This is a genomic window from Rhizobium sp. CNPSo 3670, assembly GCF_057784555.1.
In genome coordinates this window covers 38,475-55,211 of the sequence record NZ_JBXSOL010000022.1, presented here as the reverse complement: position 1 = coordinate 55,211, position 16,737 = coordinate 38,475, and the positions used below count along the sequence as shown (strand labels likewise).

17 protein-coding genes are annotated in these 16,737 nt (G+C 62.9%); 6 read left to right on the top strand and 11 right to left on the bottom strand.

The annotated features are described in order from the left end of the window. The first annotated feature begins 43 nt into the window (after positions 1-43). Positions 44-553 (top strand): peptide-methionine (S)-S-oxide reductase MsrA, encoded by a 510-nt coding sequence (msrA, locus tag AC13QO_RS21640; RefSeq protein ID WP_285192438.1) that lies wholly within the window; start codon positions 44-46, stop codon positions 551-553. 81 nt (positions 554-634) lie between these two features. Next, the gene (locus AC13QO_RS21635; RefSeq protein WP_488541769.1) at positions 635-1,426 is read left to right on the top strand and encodes a class I SAM-dependent methyltransferase; all 792 of its coding nucleotides are present in this window, start codon (positions 635-637) and stop codon (positions 1,424-1,426) included. Here the strand turns inward: AC13QO_RS21635 and AC13QO_RS21630 are convergent. Genes AC13QO_RS21630 through AC13QO_RS21605 form a run of 6 tightly spaced genes read right to left on the bottom strand, consistent with a single transcriptional unit; the run spans position 1,420 to position 8,650 of the window. Further along, positions 1,420-2,709 (bottom strand): amidohydrolase family protein, encoded by a 1,290-nt coding sequence (locus tag AC13QO_RS21630; protein WP_488541768.1) that lies wholly within the window; start codon positions 2,707-2,709, stop codon positions 1,420-1,422. The two genes, AC13QO_RS21635 and AC13QO_RS21630, sit on opposite strands and share 7 nt — an antisense overlap. 25 nt (positions 2,710-2,734) lie before the next feature. Then, positions 2,735-3,679, bottom strand: coding sequence for an ABC transporter permease (locus AC13QO_RS21625; RefSeq protein ID WP_285192436.1), 945 nt, complete (start codon positions 3,677-3,679; stop codon positions 2,735-2,737). Beyond that, positions 3,676-4,725 carry an ABC transporter permease gene (locus tag AC13QO_RS21620; RefSeq protein WP_488541767.1) on the bottom strand — a complete coding sequence of 350 codons (1,050 nt, stop codon included), beginning with the start codon at positions 4,723-4,725 and terminating at the stop codon, positions 3,676-3,678. The genes AC13QO_RS21625 and AC13QO_RS21620 overlap by 4 nt, the downstream gene beginning before the upstream one ends. Beyond that, the gene (locus AC13QO_RS21615; protein WP_488541766.1) at positions 4,715-6,247 is read right to left on the bottom strand and encodes an ABC transporter ATP-binding protein; all 1,533 of its coding nucleotides are present in this window, start codon (positions 6,245-6,247) and stop codon (positions 4,715-4,717) included. The genes AC13QO_RS21620 and AC13QO_RS21615 overlap by 11 nt, the downstream gene beginning before the upstream one ends. Further along, positions 6,244-7,656, bottom strand: a complete 1,413-nt coding sequence (locus AC13QO_RS21610) for an amidase (RefSeq protein WP_488541794.1) — start codon at positions 7,654-7,656, stop codon at positions 6,244-6,246. The genes AC13QO_RS21615 and AC13QO_RS21610 overlap by 4 nt, the downstream gene beginning before the upstream one ends. Positions 7,657-7,663: 7 nt before the next feature. Then, positions 7,664-8,650, bottom strand: coding sequence for a BMP family protein (locus AC13QO_RS21605; protein ID WP_285192433.1), 987 nt, complete (start codon positions 8,648-8,650; stop codon positions 7,664-7,666). 236 nt (positions 8,651-8,886) lie between these two features. Here AC13QO_RS21605 and AC13QO_RS21600 point away from each other — a divergent pair, with 236 nt between their 5' ends. After that, positions 8,887-9,564: a lysophospholipid acyltransferase family protein gene (locus AC13QO_RS21600; RefSeq protein WP_245362255.1), complete on the top strand. Its 678-nt coding sequence runs from the start codon at positions 8,887-8,889 to the stop codon at positions 9,562-9,564. After that, the gene (locus AC13QO_RS21595) at positions 9,561-10,490 is read left to right on the top strand and encodes a phosphatidate cytidylyltransferase (RefSeq protein ID WP_430957490.1); all 930 of its coding nucleotides are present in this window, start codon (positions 9,561-9,563) and stop codon (positions 10,488-10,490) included. The genes AC13QO_RS21600 and AC13QO_RS21595 overlap by 4 nt, the downstream gene beginning before the upstream one ends. 18 nt (positions 10,491-10,508) lie before the next feature. Here the strand turns inward: AC13QO_RS21595 and AC13QO_RS21590 are convergent, their stop codons facing one another. From AC13QO_RS21590 to AC13QO_RS21570, 5 genes are all read right to left on the bottom strand, one after another. Next, a complete protein-coding gene (locus AC13QO_RS21590; protein WP_085781530.1) occupies positions 10,509-10,832 on the bottom strand; it encodes a chaperone modulator CbpM in 324 nt (107 codons plus the stop codon). Between the two features lie 2 nt (positions 10,833-10,834). Continuing rightward, positions 10,835-11,749: a DnaJ C-terminal domain-containing protein gene (locus tag AC13QO_RS21585; protein ID WP_488541765.1), complete on the bottom strand. Its 915-nt coding sequence runs from the start codon at positions 11,747-11,749 to the stop codon at positions 10,835-10,837. Positions 11,750-11,839: 90 nt separating this feature from the next. Beyond that, positions 11,840-12,286, bottom strand: coding sequence for a universal stress protein (locus AC13QO_RS21580; protein WP_488541764.1), 447 nt, complete (start codon positions 12,284-12,286; stop codon positions 11,840-11,842). A 261-nt stretch (positions 12,287-12,547) separates the two neighbouring features. After that, entirely contained in the window at positions 12,548-13,372 is an 825-nt protein-coding gene (locus tag AC13QO_RS21575; RefSeq protein WP_488541763.1) for a phosphoenolpyruvate hydrolase family protein, read from the bottom strand. Between the two features lie 10 nt (positions 13,373-13,382). Further along, entirely contained in the window at positions 13,383-14,579 is a 1,197-nt protein-coding gene (locus AC13QO_RS21570; protein WP_488541762.1) for a Tm-1-like ATP-binding domain-containing protein, read from the bottom strand. Between the two features lie 132 nt (positions 14,580-14,711). Here AC13QO_RS21570 and AC13QO_RS21565 point away from each other — a divergent pair, with 132 nt between their 5' ends. Continuing rightward, positions 14,712-15,383: a GntR family transcriptional regulator gene (locus AC13QO_RS21565; RefSeq protein WP_183698255.1), complete on the top strand. Its 672-nt coding sequence runs from the start codon at positions 14,712-14,714 to the stop codon at positions 15,381-15,383. A 70-nt stretch (positions 15,384-15,453) separates the two neighbouring features. Beyond that, complete coding sequence (locus tag AC13QO_RS21560) at positions 15,454-16,707, top strand: ABC transporter substrate-binding protein (protein WP_488541761.1); 1,254 nt, start codon at positions 15,454-15,456, stop codon at positions 16,705-16,707. The last annotated feature ends 30 nt before the right edge of the window (positions 16,708-16,737 follow it).

Below are 16,737 nucleotides of genomic sequence, written 5' to 3'. Positions count from 1 at the left end.
GGCGACGTGAGACACTATCTCATGGCAAACAAGGAGACCTCCAATGACCGAAGAACGTGCAGTGCTCGCCGGCGGTTGCTTCTGGGGCATGCAGGACCTCATCCGCCGCTACAAGGGCGTGATCTCGACCCGCGTCGGTTATACCGGCGGCGATGTGCCGAATGCCACTTACCGCAACCACGGGACCCATGCCGAGGCGATCGAGATCATCTTCGACCCCGCCCGGATCAACTACCGCGAAATCCTCGAATTCTTCTTCCAGATCCACGATCCGACCACACGCAACCGCCAGGGCAACGACGTCGGGACGAGCTATCGCTCGGCGATTTTCTACACCAGTCCTGAGCAGGAGCGTGTCGCCCGCGATACGATCGCCGACGTCGATGCTTCGGGCCTGTGGCCCGGCAAGGTCGTCACCGAAATTGTGCCGGCCGGCGATTTCTGGGAGGCCGAACCCGAGCACCAGGATTATCTGGAGCGGATCCCGAACGGCTATACCTGCCACTTCGTCCGGCCCGGCTGGAAACTGCCGACCCGCCAGAAGATCGCCTGATACCGCTCATGGATGCCGGGAGGAACTCCGGCATTCTCATCAAACCGATGATCGAAGCTCACGCGAAGCAGAGTCAGTGTCATGGCGTTCGATCGTGCCGATTTTTACGATGCAGAATTGGCGCGCCATAACCGGCACCTTCGGGATGCTGCCGATGTCGGCGCGGATGACCGGGTGCTCGATATCGGCTGCGGTGCGGGGCAGACGACGCGTGAAGCCGCCCGCGCCGCGTCTCAAGGAGAAGCGGTCGGTGTGGATATTTCCGTAGAAATGCTCCAGATCGCAAGGCGACGGAGCGCTGCGGAGGGTTTGCGAAATGTGATGTTCGAGCAGGCAGACGCGCAATTCCACGCCTTTCCGGCTGCCAGTTTCGACCTCTGCATCAGCCGGTTCGGCGTGATGTTTTTTGCCGATCCGGCAGCCGCCTTTGCCAACATCGGTCGGGCTATGCGTCCGGGCGCGCGCCTTGTGTGGATGGTGTGGCAAAGCGCGGAGCGCAACGAGTGGTCCGGCGCCATCCGCCGAGCCTTGGCGGCCCCGATTGCGGTTTCTACGGATACTCCGGATCCCTTTTCGCTCAGTGATCCCGCTGTTGCTACCGACCTTATGCGCGCAGCAGGCTTTGCCTCGATTGACTTTATCGACGTGCGAGAGCCGGTCTTCTATGGACCAGATGTCAATGCGGCGTCTGATGCGCTCGCCGGCCTTTATCTTGTGAAGGACGCGCTTGCGCATACCGGTGAACCGCCTGGCAAAGCGCTGCAGCGACTGCGCGATTTGCTCGAGGCGCATATGACGCCGGAGGGGGTGTTCTTCGACTCCCGCGCCTGGATCATCACAGCTCGCCGAGCAGGCGTCGATACGTCTCAATAGCGCGGTGCGTAATCCAGGCCGCCGTCGATCCGGGCCGGGCGCCCATCCAGGAAAAGCTCGCCGATGCGCGGCGCCGAGCGGGCGACGACCTTGCCGCGGCGGATCACCGTCAGCCGGTTCGGCTTCAGTCGCAGCGCTTCCAGCGGGTCGCTCGCCTGCAGGATGACGAGGTCGGCGTTGCATCCCGTCTCCAGACCGTAACCTTCCAAGCCCATCGTCTTCGCCGAGTTGACGGTCAACGCGTCGAAGATCTTCCTCTTGTCGTCGATGCCGGCCATCTGCGCGACATGGATCGCCATGTGGCCAACCTCGAGCATGTCGCCCGATCCCATCGAATACCACGGGTCCATAACGCAATCGTGCCCGAAGGAGACGTTGAGCCCGGCATCCATCAACTCACGCACGCGGGTCATGCCGCGGCGTTTCGGATAAGTATCGTGCCGGCCCTGCAGCATGATGTTGATCAGTGGATTGGGGATGACGTTGATTTCAGCCTCCGCCATCAGCGGGATAAGCTTGGAGACATAGTAATTGTCCATCGAATGCATCGAGGTCAGATGCGAGCCGGCGACACGTCCCTGCAGGCCGAAGCGGATGGTTTCAGCCGCCAGCGTTTCGATATGGCGCGACAGCGGATCGTCGGTTTCGTCGCAATGCATGTCGACGGGCAGGCCGCGATCGGCGGCGATGCGGCAGAGCGCCTCGACCGAGGCCGTCCCTTCGCCCATCGTCCGTTCGAAGTGCGGTATGCCGCCGACGATGTCGACGCCCATGTCGAGGGCGCGGTTGAGTGCGTCGATTGCACCCGGCGAGCGGTAATAGCCGTCCTGCGGAAAGGCGACCAGTTGCAGGTCGATATAGGGCGCGACCCTTTCGCGGACCTCGATCATCGCCTCGACGGTCACCAGCCTGGGATCGCTGGTATCGACATGGCTGCGGATGAAGAGCAGGCCTTGCGTCACGGCCAGATCGCAATAGCGCAGGGCACGATCGACCAGCTCTTCCCTCGTCACGATCGGACGCAGCTCGCCCCACAGCGCGATGCCTTCGAGCAGGGTACCGGAGACGTTCATGCGCGGCAGGCCGAGCGACAGGGTAGCGTCCATATGAAAATGAGGATCGACGAAAGGCGGGCTGACCAGCCTGCCGGTGGCGTCGATTTCTTCGCCCGCCTGAGCTTTGAGATTACGCTCGACGGCAGCGATCCTGCCGCCCTGAATGCCGATGTCGATGCCGCTGCGGCCATCGGGAAGATTTGCGTTTCGGACGATCAGATCGAACATCGGAGCCTCGTTGGATGTGGTGGTTTTAGCGCTCGCCGCGGCGATAGGGCTGCATCAGCGCCTGCGGAACGCGGGCGCGGCGGGCCATCACGGCAAGCGCGGCAATGGAGAGGATATAGGGCGTCATCAGGAAGAGCTGATAAGGCACGAGCCCGCTCAGCACGGTTTGCAGCCGAAGCTGAAAGGCATCGAAGAAGGCGAAGAGCAGGGCGCCGAAAAGCGCGCGGCCCGGGCGCCAGGAGGCGAACACGACGAGCGCGATGCAGATCCATCCGCGCCCCTGCACCATGGTCGGGAAGAAACTGTTGAACGCCGACAAGGTCAGGAAGGCGCCGCCCATTCCCATCAGCGCGCTGCCGGCGATGACCGCGCCGTAACGCACCTTCATCGGATTGACGCCCTGGGCTTCCGCCGCATGCGGGTTCTCACCGGTCATGCGGATCGCAAGCCCCACGGGCGTGCGGAAGATGATATAGCCCATCAAGAGCGCGATCACGATCGCAAGATAGGTCGGCGCGGTTTGGGTGAAGAAGGCGGGGCCGATGAAGGGTAGCGTCGAGAGGCCGGGAATGGCGATCGGCTGGAACGGCGCGATGGTCGGCGGAGTGTTGGCAAGCGGCACGATCAACCGGAAGACATAATAGCTGAAACTTGACGCAAAGAGCGTGACGCCGAGGCCGGAGACATGCTGCGAGAGGCCGAGCGTCACCGTCAGCCCCGCATGCAGCAGGCCGAAGACGCCGCCGGCTATCGCGGCAATCAGCAGGCCGGTCCAGAGATCGGCGCCATGATAGACGGATAGCCAGCCGATCATCGCCCCAAAGGTCATGATGCCTTCGATGCCGAGATTGAGCACGCCGGCCCGTTCGCACAGCAAGGCGCCGAGCGTGCCGAAGATCAGCGGCGTGGCGATCCGCAGGATCGCCGCCCAGATGCCGGCGGAGGCGATAATGTCGAACAATTGCGTCATCGCCGGATCCTGTACTGGGTGAAGAACAACGCGATCAGCATCGTCAACAGCGACAGCGCCACCGTCACATCGGCGATATAGGTCGGAATGCCGAGGCCGCGGCTCATGCCGTCGGCGCCCACGAACATGGTGGCCGCAAAAATCGCGGCGAAGACGACGCCGAGCGGATTGAGGTTGGCGAGCATGGCGACGACGATGCCGGCATAGCCGAAACCGGGCGACAGATCGGTCGTCACGTAACCCTTGACGCCCATCACCTCGATCGCGCCGGCGAGCCCCGCCAGCCCGCCGGAGAGACAGGCGACCTTCACCAGCGTTCTGCCGAGCGGCACGCCTGCGAAGACCGCGCCGGCAGGATTGAGGCCCGCAGCGCGGGACTGCATGCCGAAGACGGTGCGGGACTGGACGAAATGGACGACGACGGCAAGAGCGATCGCGATCGCAAAGCCGATATGCAGGCGCGATCGGGCGAGCAGTTTCGGCAGCATGGCGTGATCGCTGACGGATTGCGATTGCGGCCATCCGAAGGCGAGCGGATCCTTGAGAACGCCGTCGATCAACATCGAGACGAAAAGCACGGCGATGAAGTTCAGGAGCAGGCTGGTGACGACCTCATCGACGGAAAAGCGCAGCCTGAGCCACAGCGGAACCAGGATCAGCACCATGCCGGCGGTGGCGCCGATCAGCAGCAGGAGCGGGATGAGGATGGGCGCGGGGAGATTGCCAAGCAGCTTCGAACTCGCCGCAGCGACGGCGATGGCGCCGAGGTAGAACTGGCCCTCGGCGCCGATATTCCATAGCCGCGCCCGAAAGGCGACGGCGGCCGCAAGCCCGGTCAACATCAGCGGCGTTGCCCGCGTCAGTGTTTCGGTCGCCGAAAGCCGCGAGCCGAAGGCGCCGGTTAGGATGCGCCGGTAGGCATCGAGAACGGGCGCGCCGGCAATCGCGATCAGGATGCCCGCCAGAGCCAGCGCTGCGATGACCGCAACGACAGGCGTGAATATCAGCAGGGAAAGCGGGCGGTGCTCGCGGCGCTCAAATCGCATGGCCGGCCCCTGGAGTTTCCTGCCATTCACCGGCCATCATCAGCCCCAGCCTGCGGGCGTCGGCGTCTTCAGCCTCGACGGGCGGCGACAGGCGGCCGCCGACGATCGCCTGTATGCGGTCTGCAAGTGCGATCACCTCGTCGAGATCCTCCGAGATCAGCAGCACGGCGGTTCCCTGCCGGCGGGCTTCGAGCAGGCGTGCGTGCACGGTGGCGACTGCACCTTCGTCGAGGCCGCGGGCAGGCTGGGCGGCGATCAGGATGCGCGGCCGCCGATAAAGGCTGCGCCCGAGAATGAGCTTTTGCATATTGCCGCCGGAAAGCAGCCGGGTGCGGATGGCCGGGCCGCCGCCGCGAACGTCGAATCCGTCAATGATCTCCCTGGCGAAGGCCATGCCGGCCTTGCGGTTGACGAGACCACGGCGCGAAAAGGCCGGCGAGGTGATCCGCTCCAGCACGGCGTTTTCCCAGATCGCCATTTCGCCGATCACACCCTCGTGGTTGCGATCCTCGGGAATGCGGCCGATGCCGGCTTCGACGATATCGGCGACACCGAGATTGCCGATGGTTTCCCCGAACAGCTTGAGCTCGCCGGCGCTGCGCGCCAGCGTACCCGACAGAACATGCGCCAACGCCGCTTGGCCATTGCCGGAAACGCCGATAATGCCGAGGACCTCTCCCTGATGCAGCCGAAAGCTGATCGATTTCAGCCGGTCGACCCCGCCCGTGCGCACCGTTACACCGTCCGCTTCGAGGACAACGGCGCCGGGTGTCGATGGTTCGCGCACGGGCCGTGTCACGCGGCGTCCGACCATCAATTCGGCAAGCTCCACCTTGCTGGTGTCCGATGCCCTGCGTTCGGCGACCATCTTGCCTCCGCGCAAGACGACGATGCGATCGGCCGCCGCCATGACCTCATCGAGCTTGTGCGAAATGAAGATCAACGACAGGCCCTGGCGGGCCATCTCCTTCAGCGTCGTGAACAGTCGCTCGGCCTCGATGTTGGTCAGCACCGCCGTCGGCTCGTCGAGGATCAGGATGCGGGCGTCGTTGTAGAGTGCCTTGAGGATTTCCACCCGCTGCTGCTCGCCGACCGACAGATCGCCAAGGCGGGCTTCCGGATCGACGGTGAGGCCGAAGCGTTCGGAAATCGCCAGGAGCTTCTTGCGCGCCGCCGATGTTGCCGACCGCCAGGACCACAGTTTTTCAGTGCCGGTCATGACATTTTCGATGACCGTCAGATTGGGGGCGAGCGAAAAATGCTGGTGCACCATGCCGACACCGGCGCGGATCGCCGCGCGTGGCTTTCCCTGCGGCACCTCCGCGCCCTCGATCAGAATTCGCCCGGTCTCCGGCATGTAATGGCCGAAAAGGATGCTCATCAGCGTCGTCTTGCCGGCACCATTCTCGCCGAGCAGGGCCACGATCTCGCCCCTCGCGAGCGTCATGGAAATATCGTCATTGGCGAGATTGTCGCCGAAGCGTTTGCTGACACTGATAATTTCCAGAACAGGCCCGGTCATGTCGCCAATCCTGCGACCGGAAAACGGTGCTGCCATCGCGCCTCGGCCTCCAGGCGTGCCGCCAGCGACAGGAGGCGTGGCTCCTGGCCCATCGACGCTATGAGTTGCACCGGCAGCGGCATGGCGTGCTCATCCTGTCCGAAAGGGAGCGTCAAAGCAGGGAAACCTGAGATATTGGCCAGACAGGCAAGCGGCGCAAATGCCGCCATGCGTTCGAGATGCCGATCAGTGTCGGCATGATCGGACGGAAAGGAGCCGATCGCAAGGGGCGCTGAGGCAAGCATCGGCATCAGGATGCAATCGATCCCGTCGAACAATGACCAGAGACGATGGCTGACCAGGACGGCATCGCTCAGCGTATTCCAGAGCATGGTGGCCGACACCGCCCGCCCGCGGGCCGCGAAGGCCTGCGTAAGAGGCTCGGCTCTGCTTTCCTCAAGACCCGCTGCCTCGATGAGTGCGGAAAGGTTGACGGAAACGATATCGGCAAAGGCGCGGCCGCTGGCGGCGACGCTCCATTCGAAATCGGCCCACGCCAAAGGAACGATGACGTGTCCGTCGCTCTCCAGCATGCGCGCCGCGTCTTCGACGGCGGCAAGCCGGCTAGCCTCGGTCGAATAGGTCGGCCCGGTATCGGTCAGCAGGCCGATCCGCAGACGGCCGTTGTCGATATCGGTGGGGGCGGGATCCGGAACGGGTCCGCGGGAATTGCCGCTCAACCGGTCGAAAATCAGCGCCGTATCCCGCACCGAGCGACAGACCGCCAGTTCGCTGGCAATACCGCCGAGGTGGTTGCCGAAGGATGGACCGCCGGGAATGGCGCCGCGGGTCGGCTTCAGTCCGACGAGGCCGCAGCAGGCGGCGGGCACACGGATCGAGCCGCCGGCGTCGGTGGCATGGGCAATTGCGACGATCCCGGCCGCAACCGCTGCCGCCGCACCGCCGGAGGAGCCGCCGGCGGTGCGGGCCGGATCGAGCGGATTGCGGCAGATAGGCCCGATCGCCGGTTCGCTGGCGAGCGAAAGACCGAATTCCGGGCTCGTCGTCAGGCCGAACAGGCAGAAACCGGCATCGCGGAACCGGGAAGCGATATCGGAATCGGCTTCGCCGCCCTTTCTTTCGAAGAGGCGGGAACCGGCCGTGACCGGCAGCCCGGCAAAGGGACCGCCAAGATCCTTCGCCAGGGTCGGCACGCCGGCAAAGGGCCGCGCAGAGAAATGATCGGGCGCGCTCCGCCGCTCCCGGTCGCACGCATGCGCTGCGGCGAGGCCCATGGCGGCATCGAGATAGGCGATCGCGCCAAGCGGCTCATGCCGCCCAGCCATAACGATGGAGGCCTGCATCGCTTCCGCAGCGCTCAGGCTGCCGCGCCTGATCGCTGCCGCCAGTTCCGTCGCGTCGCCTTGCATGGACGAACTACTTCGGCTCATCCATCATCTTCGGAACTTCGAAGGTGCCGGCCTTGATCTCCGCGCGCTTGGCTTCCATCGCGGCTTCCGCCTCGGCGGGCGCCACACCCTTGACGAAGACGATATCGCTGCCGCCTTCCTTCATCAGGCCGTAGGATGTGTAGTTCCGGCCCACCGGCTTGCCGGCGGCGACATCGGCGATCGCGGCATTCAGGATCGGACGGAAGTACCACATGGCGTTGGCGAAGACCGTATCCGGATAACGCGGCGTATAATCGATCAGCGAGCCGACCGACCTGATGCCGCGTTCCTTGGCGGCGTCGGCCGTGCCGATGCGTTCGCCGAACAGGATGTCGGCGCCGGCGTCGATCTGGGCAAGGCCAGCTTCACGGGCCTTCGGCGGATCGAAGAAAGTGCCGATGAATGCGACGAGGTGTTTTGCATCAGGGTTGACCGCCTTGACGCCGGCGGCGAAGGCGTTGATCAGCATGTTGACCTCGGGAATCGGAATGGCGCCGACTGAACCGACGATGTTCGACTTGGTCATCTTGCCCGCAAGCATGCCTGCAAGATAGGCGCCGTCGTGATTCCAGGTGCCGAAAACACCGAAATTATCGCCGGCCTGCTCGCCGCTCGAACCCAGCACGAAAGCCGTATCCGGATAATCGGCCGCCACCTGGCGGGCCTCCTTCTCCACGGCATAGGCCTCGCCGATAATCAGCTTGTTGCCCTGTTCGGCATATTCGCGCATGGCGCGGGGATAATCGGTGCCGGAGACGCCTTCGGAGAAGACATATTCGATGACGCCGTCCTTGGCCGCGTCCTGAAGGGCCTTGTGGAGACAGGAGTTCCAGGCATTTTCAACCGGCGACGCATGAATGCCGGCAACTTTCAGCGGCGCGGCAGCCTTTGCGAGCGGGGCGAAGCTGCTCACTCCGAGCGCAATGCCCGATGCGATCACTGCCCGGCGTGAAATCAACATGTCTTTGGTCATTGATTGTTCCCCTTTTTTTACCAGCTGGTTCAAAAATCATAGTAGCGCCTAAAAACGTGTCAAGCAGTGAACCGGCTCAAAAATCAGGCTAATCGGCCGCAGCAGCCTGGCTGAATGAACGAGACGTCCTAGGTCTGCATGCCCGGTGCCGCCGTGCTTCTCGAGCCGGGTCTGCAGGGCTTGGCGCGACGACTCCGGCAGGCTATGCATAGAACTATTGGGTTGGGGAAATTGAAATGGGTGAAGAAGAAGACGCCTCGCGGCGGCCGATCGCGAGCCGGTCGTCGTCCTGGGCGATCGCCCTCGTCCGTCGCCTTCTCGTGCTGTTCGTGCGGATCATGGTCGGCGCCCGAAGCGAGTGGCGGGGCTGTACGCCCGACCTTCGCCGCCGCATCTATTTCGCCAATCACAACAGCCATGTCGATACTGTTGCCGTCATGGCTGCCCTGCCGTGGCCGGTGCGACGGCTGACCCACCCGGTCGCGGCGCGCGATTACTGGGGAACGAGCGCCTTTCGGCGTTTCATTGCCGAGAAAGGACTGCGCGCCGTCCTGATAGACCGCAAGCCTCTGCCCGACAGCAACCCGCTGGAGCCGGTCGAGCGCCTGCTGGAGGAGGGGTGCTCGGTCCTGATCTTCCCGGAAGGAACGAGAAGCTCCAGCGAGGAGATCGCCCCGTTCCGCAGCGGCATCTATCGTCTTGCCTGTCGTTTCCCCGATGTCGATCTCGTGCCGATCCATCTCGACAATCTTCAGCGCATCCTGCCGAAGGGAAGCTGGCTCATCGTGCCGATCACCTGCACGGCCCGCTTCGGCAAGCCGCTGCGCGTCGAACCGGGCGAAGGGAAGGACGCATTCCTGGCCCGCGCCCGTGCAGCAGTCATCGAGTTAGCGGACGGAAAGCACATCGCATGAGCAGCTTTTTCTCCATCGTGCTTGCCGCAATCCTCGGCCTGCTGGCCGTCGCCTCCGCTATTGGTTTCATCCTTCAGCGGCGCGCGACCGAGCCCGGATCCGTCGCCACCGTGCATAACCTCAATGCCCGCATCCGCTCATGGTGGATCATGGTCGCGATATTCGGCGGTGCGATCCTGCTCGGCGACACCGCTGTGGTCGTCCTGTTCGCATTCCTGTCCTTCATGGCACTGCGCGAATTCTGGACGCTGACGCCATCGCGACGCGGCGATCACCTGGCGCTGTTCCTGTCCTTCTTCGTCGTCCTGCCGGTGCAATATGTGCTGCTCGGGACGCTATGGTACGGCCTCTTTTCGATCTTCATCCCGGTCTATGCATTCCTAATCCTGCCGGCAGTGGCGACCCTGACGGGCGACGTGAACGAATTCCTGGCGCGCACCGCCAGGGTGCAATGGGGATTGATGCTGACGGTCTATTCGATCAGCCATGCCCCCGCGCTCCTGATGCTGGAGACCGGCACGCCGCCCGCCCTGCTGCTCGTCTATCTCGTCATCGTGGTGCAGCTCAGCGACGTCTTCCAGTATGTCTGGGGAAAGCTCCTGGGGAAGCACCGCTTCTCGCCGAACATCAGCCCATCGAAGACGCTCGAAGGCCTCTTCGGTGGCGGCGCATCGGCCATCCTGGTGGGAACGCTGCTCTATCGCCTGACGCCGTTCTCGCCTCTGCAGGCCGCAGCCGTCAGCACCGTCATCGTCGTCGCGGGCTTCTTCGGCGGCTTCGTGCTCTCGGCCATCAAGCGCGATCTCAACGCCAAGGACTGGGGTTATGTGATCGAGGGCCATGGCGGGGTGCTCGATCGTCTCGACTCCATCACCTTTGCCGCGCCGCTGTTCTTCCACATCGTCCGCTACTGGTTCACGACATAGACACGAGCTGCGGCCTCGTCAAAACTGTTCGAGATCCTCAAGACATTCTAACAACCGCCGCTGGACATCGCGTTCCTGCCTGGAGATGGCGGTCATCAGCTGACTCATTGTTCCCCTGATCCCATGAAGCTGATCGACCAGATCCATGACGACATCGACGCCGGCTTCGTTGACGCCCATATTGCCCATGAGATCCAGAATTAACCGGGCGCGGGCGACATCGGCATCGCGAAACTGTCGCTTTTCGCCTGAGGTCTCCGGGATCAGCCAACCCTGTTCGACCCAGAAATCGAGCTGGACCACATCGATTTTCAAGTAAAGACGGAACTCATGATCATCCATGATCAGGCCTCCATGTTCTTCCTCGGATCGTATGGATGCGCCGCCGCCCACTCCTTCACCAGGGACGGCAGCCGTTCGTCAGGTTGGTCGGGCAACACGATCTTCAAGGTGACGTAGATGTCACCATGCCCGCCGCCGCGTTTCGGAACGCCCTTGCCCTTCAGGCGCAGGACTTTCCCCGTGTTCGAATGAGGCGGCAGCGTCAGATTGACTGGGCCGGAAGGCGTGGGGACGCGAAGCTTGCCGCCGAGCACCGCTTCGCTGAGCGAAATGGGCAGCTCGAGGCGGATGTCGTCGCCGTCGCGCGTGAAGAAACGGTGCGGGCGCACATGAATTTCGATGAGCGCATCGCCCGCCGGCCCGCCGCCGATGCCCGATTCACCCTTGCCGCGCAACCGCAAAGTCTGGCCGTCGCGCGTTCCCGGCGGGATCCCGACCTCGAGCGCGGGGCCATCGGGGAGCTTGACCTCGGTTCTGGTGCCGTTGATGGCCTCGAGAAAATCGACCTCCATGGAGAAGCGCCGGTCCTGGCCCTGGCTGCGCGCCCGACCGCCGCCGGTACGGCGCGAAAAGAAGCTCGCAAAAATGTCATCGGCATCGCCGAAGTCGGCAAAGCCGGCGCTGTTGCGATAGGGATTATCGGCGCCGCCGGCCGAGGCATAGTCGCGATAATAGTTGCGCTGCGCCCGCTCGGCGCCTGTCATATCGATCTCGCCGCGGTCAAAGCGTCCGCGCTTTTCTTCGTCGCTCAGAATCTCGTAGGCGGTCGAAATTTCCTTGAAACGTTCCTCGGCCTTCCTGTCGCCTGGGTTCAGGTCGGGGTGCAATTTTTTGGCAAGTTTACGGAACGCGCTTTGAATATCCTTTTGCGACGCATCCCGTTTCACGCCCAGAAGCTCATAGGGATCCTGGCTCATGCATGTCTCCGCTCAGGCAGCCAATTCTGCCGTTGATTTGGCTGTGATATAGGTTGTCAAGGCGCCGGCGGGGAGGGGAGGCCCTGAGACTCAGAAAACGGCTTCGTCTTCCTGCGGCTGATCGGGACGCCGATCGATGAGGACCGAGCATCCCGCGCGACGCACGACCTTTTCGACAATCGAAGAAAAGACGTAGTCGGTGATATCGGTGACATGCGATGACAGCAGGATGAGATCGGCCGATTTTTCAGCGGCGGCCGATACGAGCATGGAGGCCGCAACGCCAATGCGAACCTCGATCGTTGCCGGAACACCCAGTTCCCTGCAGAGCGATACGAGCTTCTTTTCAGCCTCGGCCATCGCCGTCGTTTCGAACTCCTCCGGAAGATCCATGAGGTGGCGGTGCGGAATGTTCTCGATGACATGCAAGACGACAATGTTGCCGCCGTGGTCCAACAGCGCCGCCGCCCGACGCAGGAGGCGGATTGCCGTTTCCCGGGAACCCATGCCGATGCCGCAGATGATCGTTCGATACATTGAAACCGATATCCCGAATGCGAATAGCCGCACCGATCATACCGGCACCGGCGACCTCCGTTTTGACCGATATCAAACACAAATGCCGCAGCATCGCAACGCAACGGCGGTCGGCTTCGGAATGGGCTCGCGGCTGATCGTTCAGTTGGCGGCATGGCCGTCGGCAATAGTTTTACCGCGATGTCGTCAACCATCGAGATTCACATGCCGGTGCCCCACAACGAGGCGCCGGCGGCTGGCATGCGGCCGGTCTAACCGCGCTTATATCCTGGCGAAGTCCTCGACCTGCGCGCGGATGGCGACCTCGGTCGGCAGCCGCTCCATCGAACTTGCGCCGTAGAAACCGTTGCATCCCTTGCAAAGGGCCAGCACGTAGGCCGCATCCGCCGGCATGGCGATCGGGCCGCCATGGCAGAGCACGATGACGTCGTCGCGTACCGACCTCGCGGCATCCGACCATGCGTTGATCTTCTCCACGCATCCGTCGAGCGTCAGCGCCGTTTCGGCGCCGATCACGCCTCCCGTGGTCAGGCCGAGGTGGCAGACGACGATATCGGCACCGGCCTTGGTCATGGCGGCGGCGTCATCGCTGCCGAAGACATAGGGTGTCGTCAGCATATCCTTAGCGTGCGCACGGGCGACGATGTCGATTTCCAGCTCAAAGCCCATGCCGGTCTCTTCGAGATTGGCGCGGAACGTTCCGTCGATCAGCCCTACCGTCGGAAAATTCTGGATGCCGGCAAAGCCCATAGCCTTCAATTCGTCGAGGAAGTGATCGGGCAGCATGAAGGGATCGGTGCCATTGACGCCGGCAAGCACCGGCGTGTGGCGCACGACCGGCAGCACCTCGCGGCCCATTTCTTTGACGATTTCGTTGGCATTGCCGTAGGCCAACAGGCCGGCCAGCGAGCCACGCCCGGCCATGCGATAACGGCCGGAATTATAGATCACGATCAGGTCGATGCCGCCGGCCTCCTCGCTCTTGGCCGAAAGGCCCGTGCCGGCGCCGCCGCCGATGATCGGCCGGCCCTCGGCGATCTTGCAGCGAAGCTTGTTCAGAATGTCGTTTCTATCAATACGGGACAAAACTCTCTCCTCAGGCAGGGATGTCGTGGAAGCTGGCGACGAGTGCTGCGGCAAATTCTGGACTGTTGATATGGGCATCTATCTCGACGAGGCGTCTGTTTGGCGCGTCGCGCCAGCCGGTCCGGATGGCGGAAAACAGCGCGGCGTCGGCTTCCGGATCGTGGAACGGCTGACCGACGGCGTCGATTGCCGAAACGCCCTGAAGCGGCAGCAGGAAGCGGACCGGGCCCTGCATGCGGTTGAGCCGTTCGACGATGAAAGCGCCGATCCTGCCGTTTTCCTCCGGCGTGGTGCGCATCAGGGTCACCTGCGCATTATGAACGTGAAGCCTGCGGTCGCGGAAAGCCGCCGGCACCGTTTCCCGCGCGCCGAAATTCACCATGTCGACGGCGCCGACCGAGCCGACATAGGGCAGGCCGGTGCGGATGATTGCGCCGAAGCGATCCTCGGTCGCGGGAAAGACGCCGCCGACAAGGAGATCGGGAACCTCGGTCGTCGTCACGTCGATCACGCCCTGCAGCAGACCTGATTCGGCGAGCTTCTCCATCGATTGGCCACCGACGCCGGTCGCATGGAAGACGTAGACTTCATGGGTCTTGCCGAGCATCTCGCGGACCTGGGTCACGCAAGGCGTGGTGACGCCGAACATGGTCATGCCGATGCCCGGCCGATCATCCGTGGAGGCGGGAACGGGGTTGCGGGCCATGCCGGCCGCGGCATTGGCCGCATTCCCGATCACTCTGCGTGAAATCGCATTCAGACCGGCGATGTCGACGACCGAATACATCATGGTCAGATCATTCGGGCCGACATAGGGCGCCACATTGCCTGAGGCCACCGTCGAGACCATCAGTTTCGGCAGGCCGATCGGAAGCGCCCGCATCGCCTCGGTCACCAGCGCAGTATTGCCGGTACCGCCGAGGCCGAGCACAGCGCCGATATCGTTGCGTGATTTCAGGAAACCCGTCAGCGCCTTGGCCATGGCCGAAACCGCCGTTCCCCGGTCAGTCTGCCCGAGCACGGCCGCAGCACCATCCGGATGAAATGCCGCGACGTCGCGCGCTGGAATATCGGCGCCCGCACCCTCACCAAGCGTGCCGACATCAATCAGAACGGCCTCGGTTCCGGCTGAAAGAACCACCTCCCTGGCGTAGTTCAGTTCAGCGCCCTTGGTGTCTGAGGTGCCGACGATATAGACCTTTCCCATTGGTTTTCCTCCCCTTTTTGGTCCAGCTCCCGCTGATTTTCCAACAAAATTCCCGGTTTTGTATTTTCCATATTGTATATTCTTTCGTATATTGCATACTTAAATCGCGAATACCAGACGGAAGTGGAGACCATGAACGCACCGCGCCACCTGACCCTTCGAGAGCGGATCTACGAGGAAATCGTTCGGCTGATCGTTTCCGGCGAACTGCCGAGCGGCGTCTCGATCGACGAAAAGGAACTGACGGAACGCCTGCAGGTCAGCCGCACGCCATTCCGCGAAGCGATCGGCACGCTTGCCAAGGAAGGGCTGATCGAGATCAAGCCTTATCGCGGCTTCTTCGTACGCAGCTTCACGCCCAAGGAGATCGACGACCTCTACGAGCTGCGCAAGACGCTCGAGTGTTTCGCCGTCGAGCTCGCCGTTCCGCAGATGAGCGACCGGCATATCGCCGGTTTCGAACGTATTCTGGATGAGGCAGTGGCGGCGCTGCGCCGCGGCGACATGGCGACCTACGGCATCCGCGACAAGGAATTCCACGAGACGATTGCCGAGCTTTCGGGAAGCGCCCCGTTGGTCGAAACGTTGGCACGGCTCGCGCTGCAAATCCAGATCTGCCGCTCGATCGCCAATGAGAGCCGCGATCTCGCCGAGCGGGCAGCCGAGGAGCGCGATCAGATCCTGCAGGCTTTCCGGTCGCGCGATATAACCCGCGCCAAGGCACTGATGCACGCGCATATCAGCGACGTCCAGCAGGCCGTCATGGCACGCTTTCAGAAGGAAAAACGGCGATTTGACGGATGAATGAAGGAGAGGGAGGTCTCCTCTCAACAAGCGAAAAACGTGGCCGAGGAGCGGCCCGGAGGAGGGAACAATGCTGAAATTTCTTGCCCGCGGAACGGCACTGGCAGCGATGATCGCCGCAAGTTCGCCGGCGCATTCCGAGACCCTGAAGATGTGGGGTCCGGAACAGATCACCGAACCACTGGTCGCCCAGTTGTGGAACGGCATCAAGGCCGATTTCGAAAAGGCCAATCCCGGTGTAGCCGTCGAATTCATGCCGCCGACCGGGACGATCAGCAACGGCGCGGTGCAGGCGGCGATCCAGTCGGATGCCGGCCCCGACGTCATCCTCACCAATTCGGGCATCGGCCGCATCAGCGTCGTCAAGAACGCCAAGCAGGTCATGCCGCTCACCGAACAATATGAAAAGCGCGGCTGGAAGGACGAGATCTATCCGTGGCTGTACACCGAACTGAAGGGCCAGTTCGGCGGCGAAATCTACGAAGTTCCCGATGGGCTCGACGCTCTCGGCATCTGGTACCACAAGGATCTTTTCGAGCAGGCGGGCTGGAAGATCCCGGCGACCTGGGCCGAGTTCGAAACGCTAATGAAGTCGATCGAGCAAAGCGGCCTGCAGCCGATCGCCATCGGTCCGCGCACGCCGGGCAGCGCCGGCCATCTCTTCGGCAATCTGCTGCAATCGGCGAGCGGCAAGGACGTGATCGGCAAGGCGCTGCGCCGCGAGATCGCCTTCGATGATCCTTCGGTCGCCGCCGGCGCCGTCCGGCTGCAGAAGCTGGTCGAGGCGGGCTACATCAAAAAGGAAATGGCGGGTCTCGACCTCGACGGCGCCTCGCGCCTCTGGTTCAACAAGCGCGCCGCCATGTTCGTTGCCGGCCCCTGGTTCACCGCCAATGCCCGTAAGGCCGGCTATGACCTCGCCAACGCCGGTTATGCGCCCATGCCTTCCGACGTCAAGGGGGCGGCGATACCGACCGGCGGCGTCGGCTGGAGCTGGCTGGTGCCTGTTAACTCAAAACAGCCGGAGCTTGCGATGAAGTGGATCGACTTCATGCTGTCGGATGCTGTGATGAAGAAACGGGCGCAGGATCCGGCAAGCACGATGATCTATCCGCGCGAAATCCCAGGCGTAGAACCACCGACCCCTGTTCTCAAAGACATCTTCGCGGCTGCCGCCGGTGGTGTCGGCTACAATCCGAGCGTCTATCTGCCCGGCCCCGTACTCGACACCTACTTCCAGGTCATCCAGGGTCTCATCTCCGGCCAGATCGGCGGTGAGGACGGCATGAAGCAGATCCAGACGAAGATGACAGAGGCGAAATAGTGGCCATTCCAGAAACGCCGGGAAGCAAGG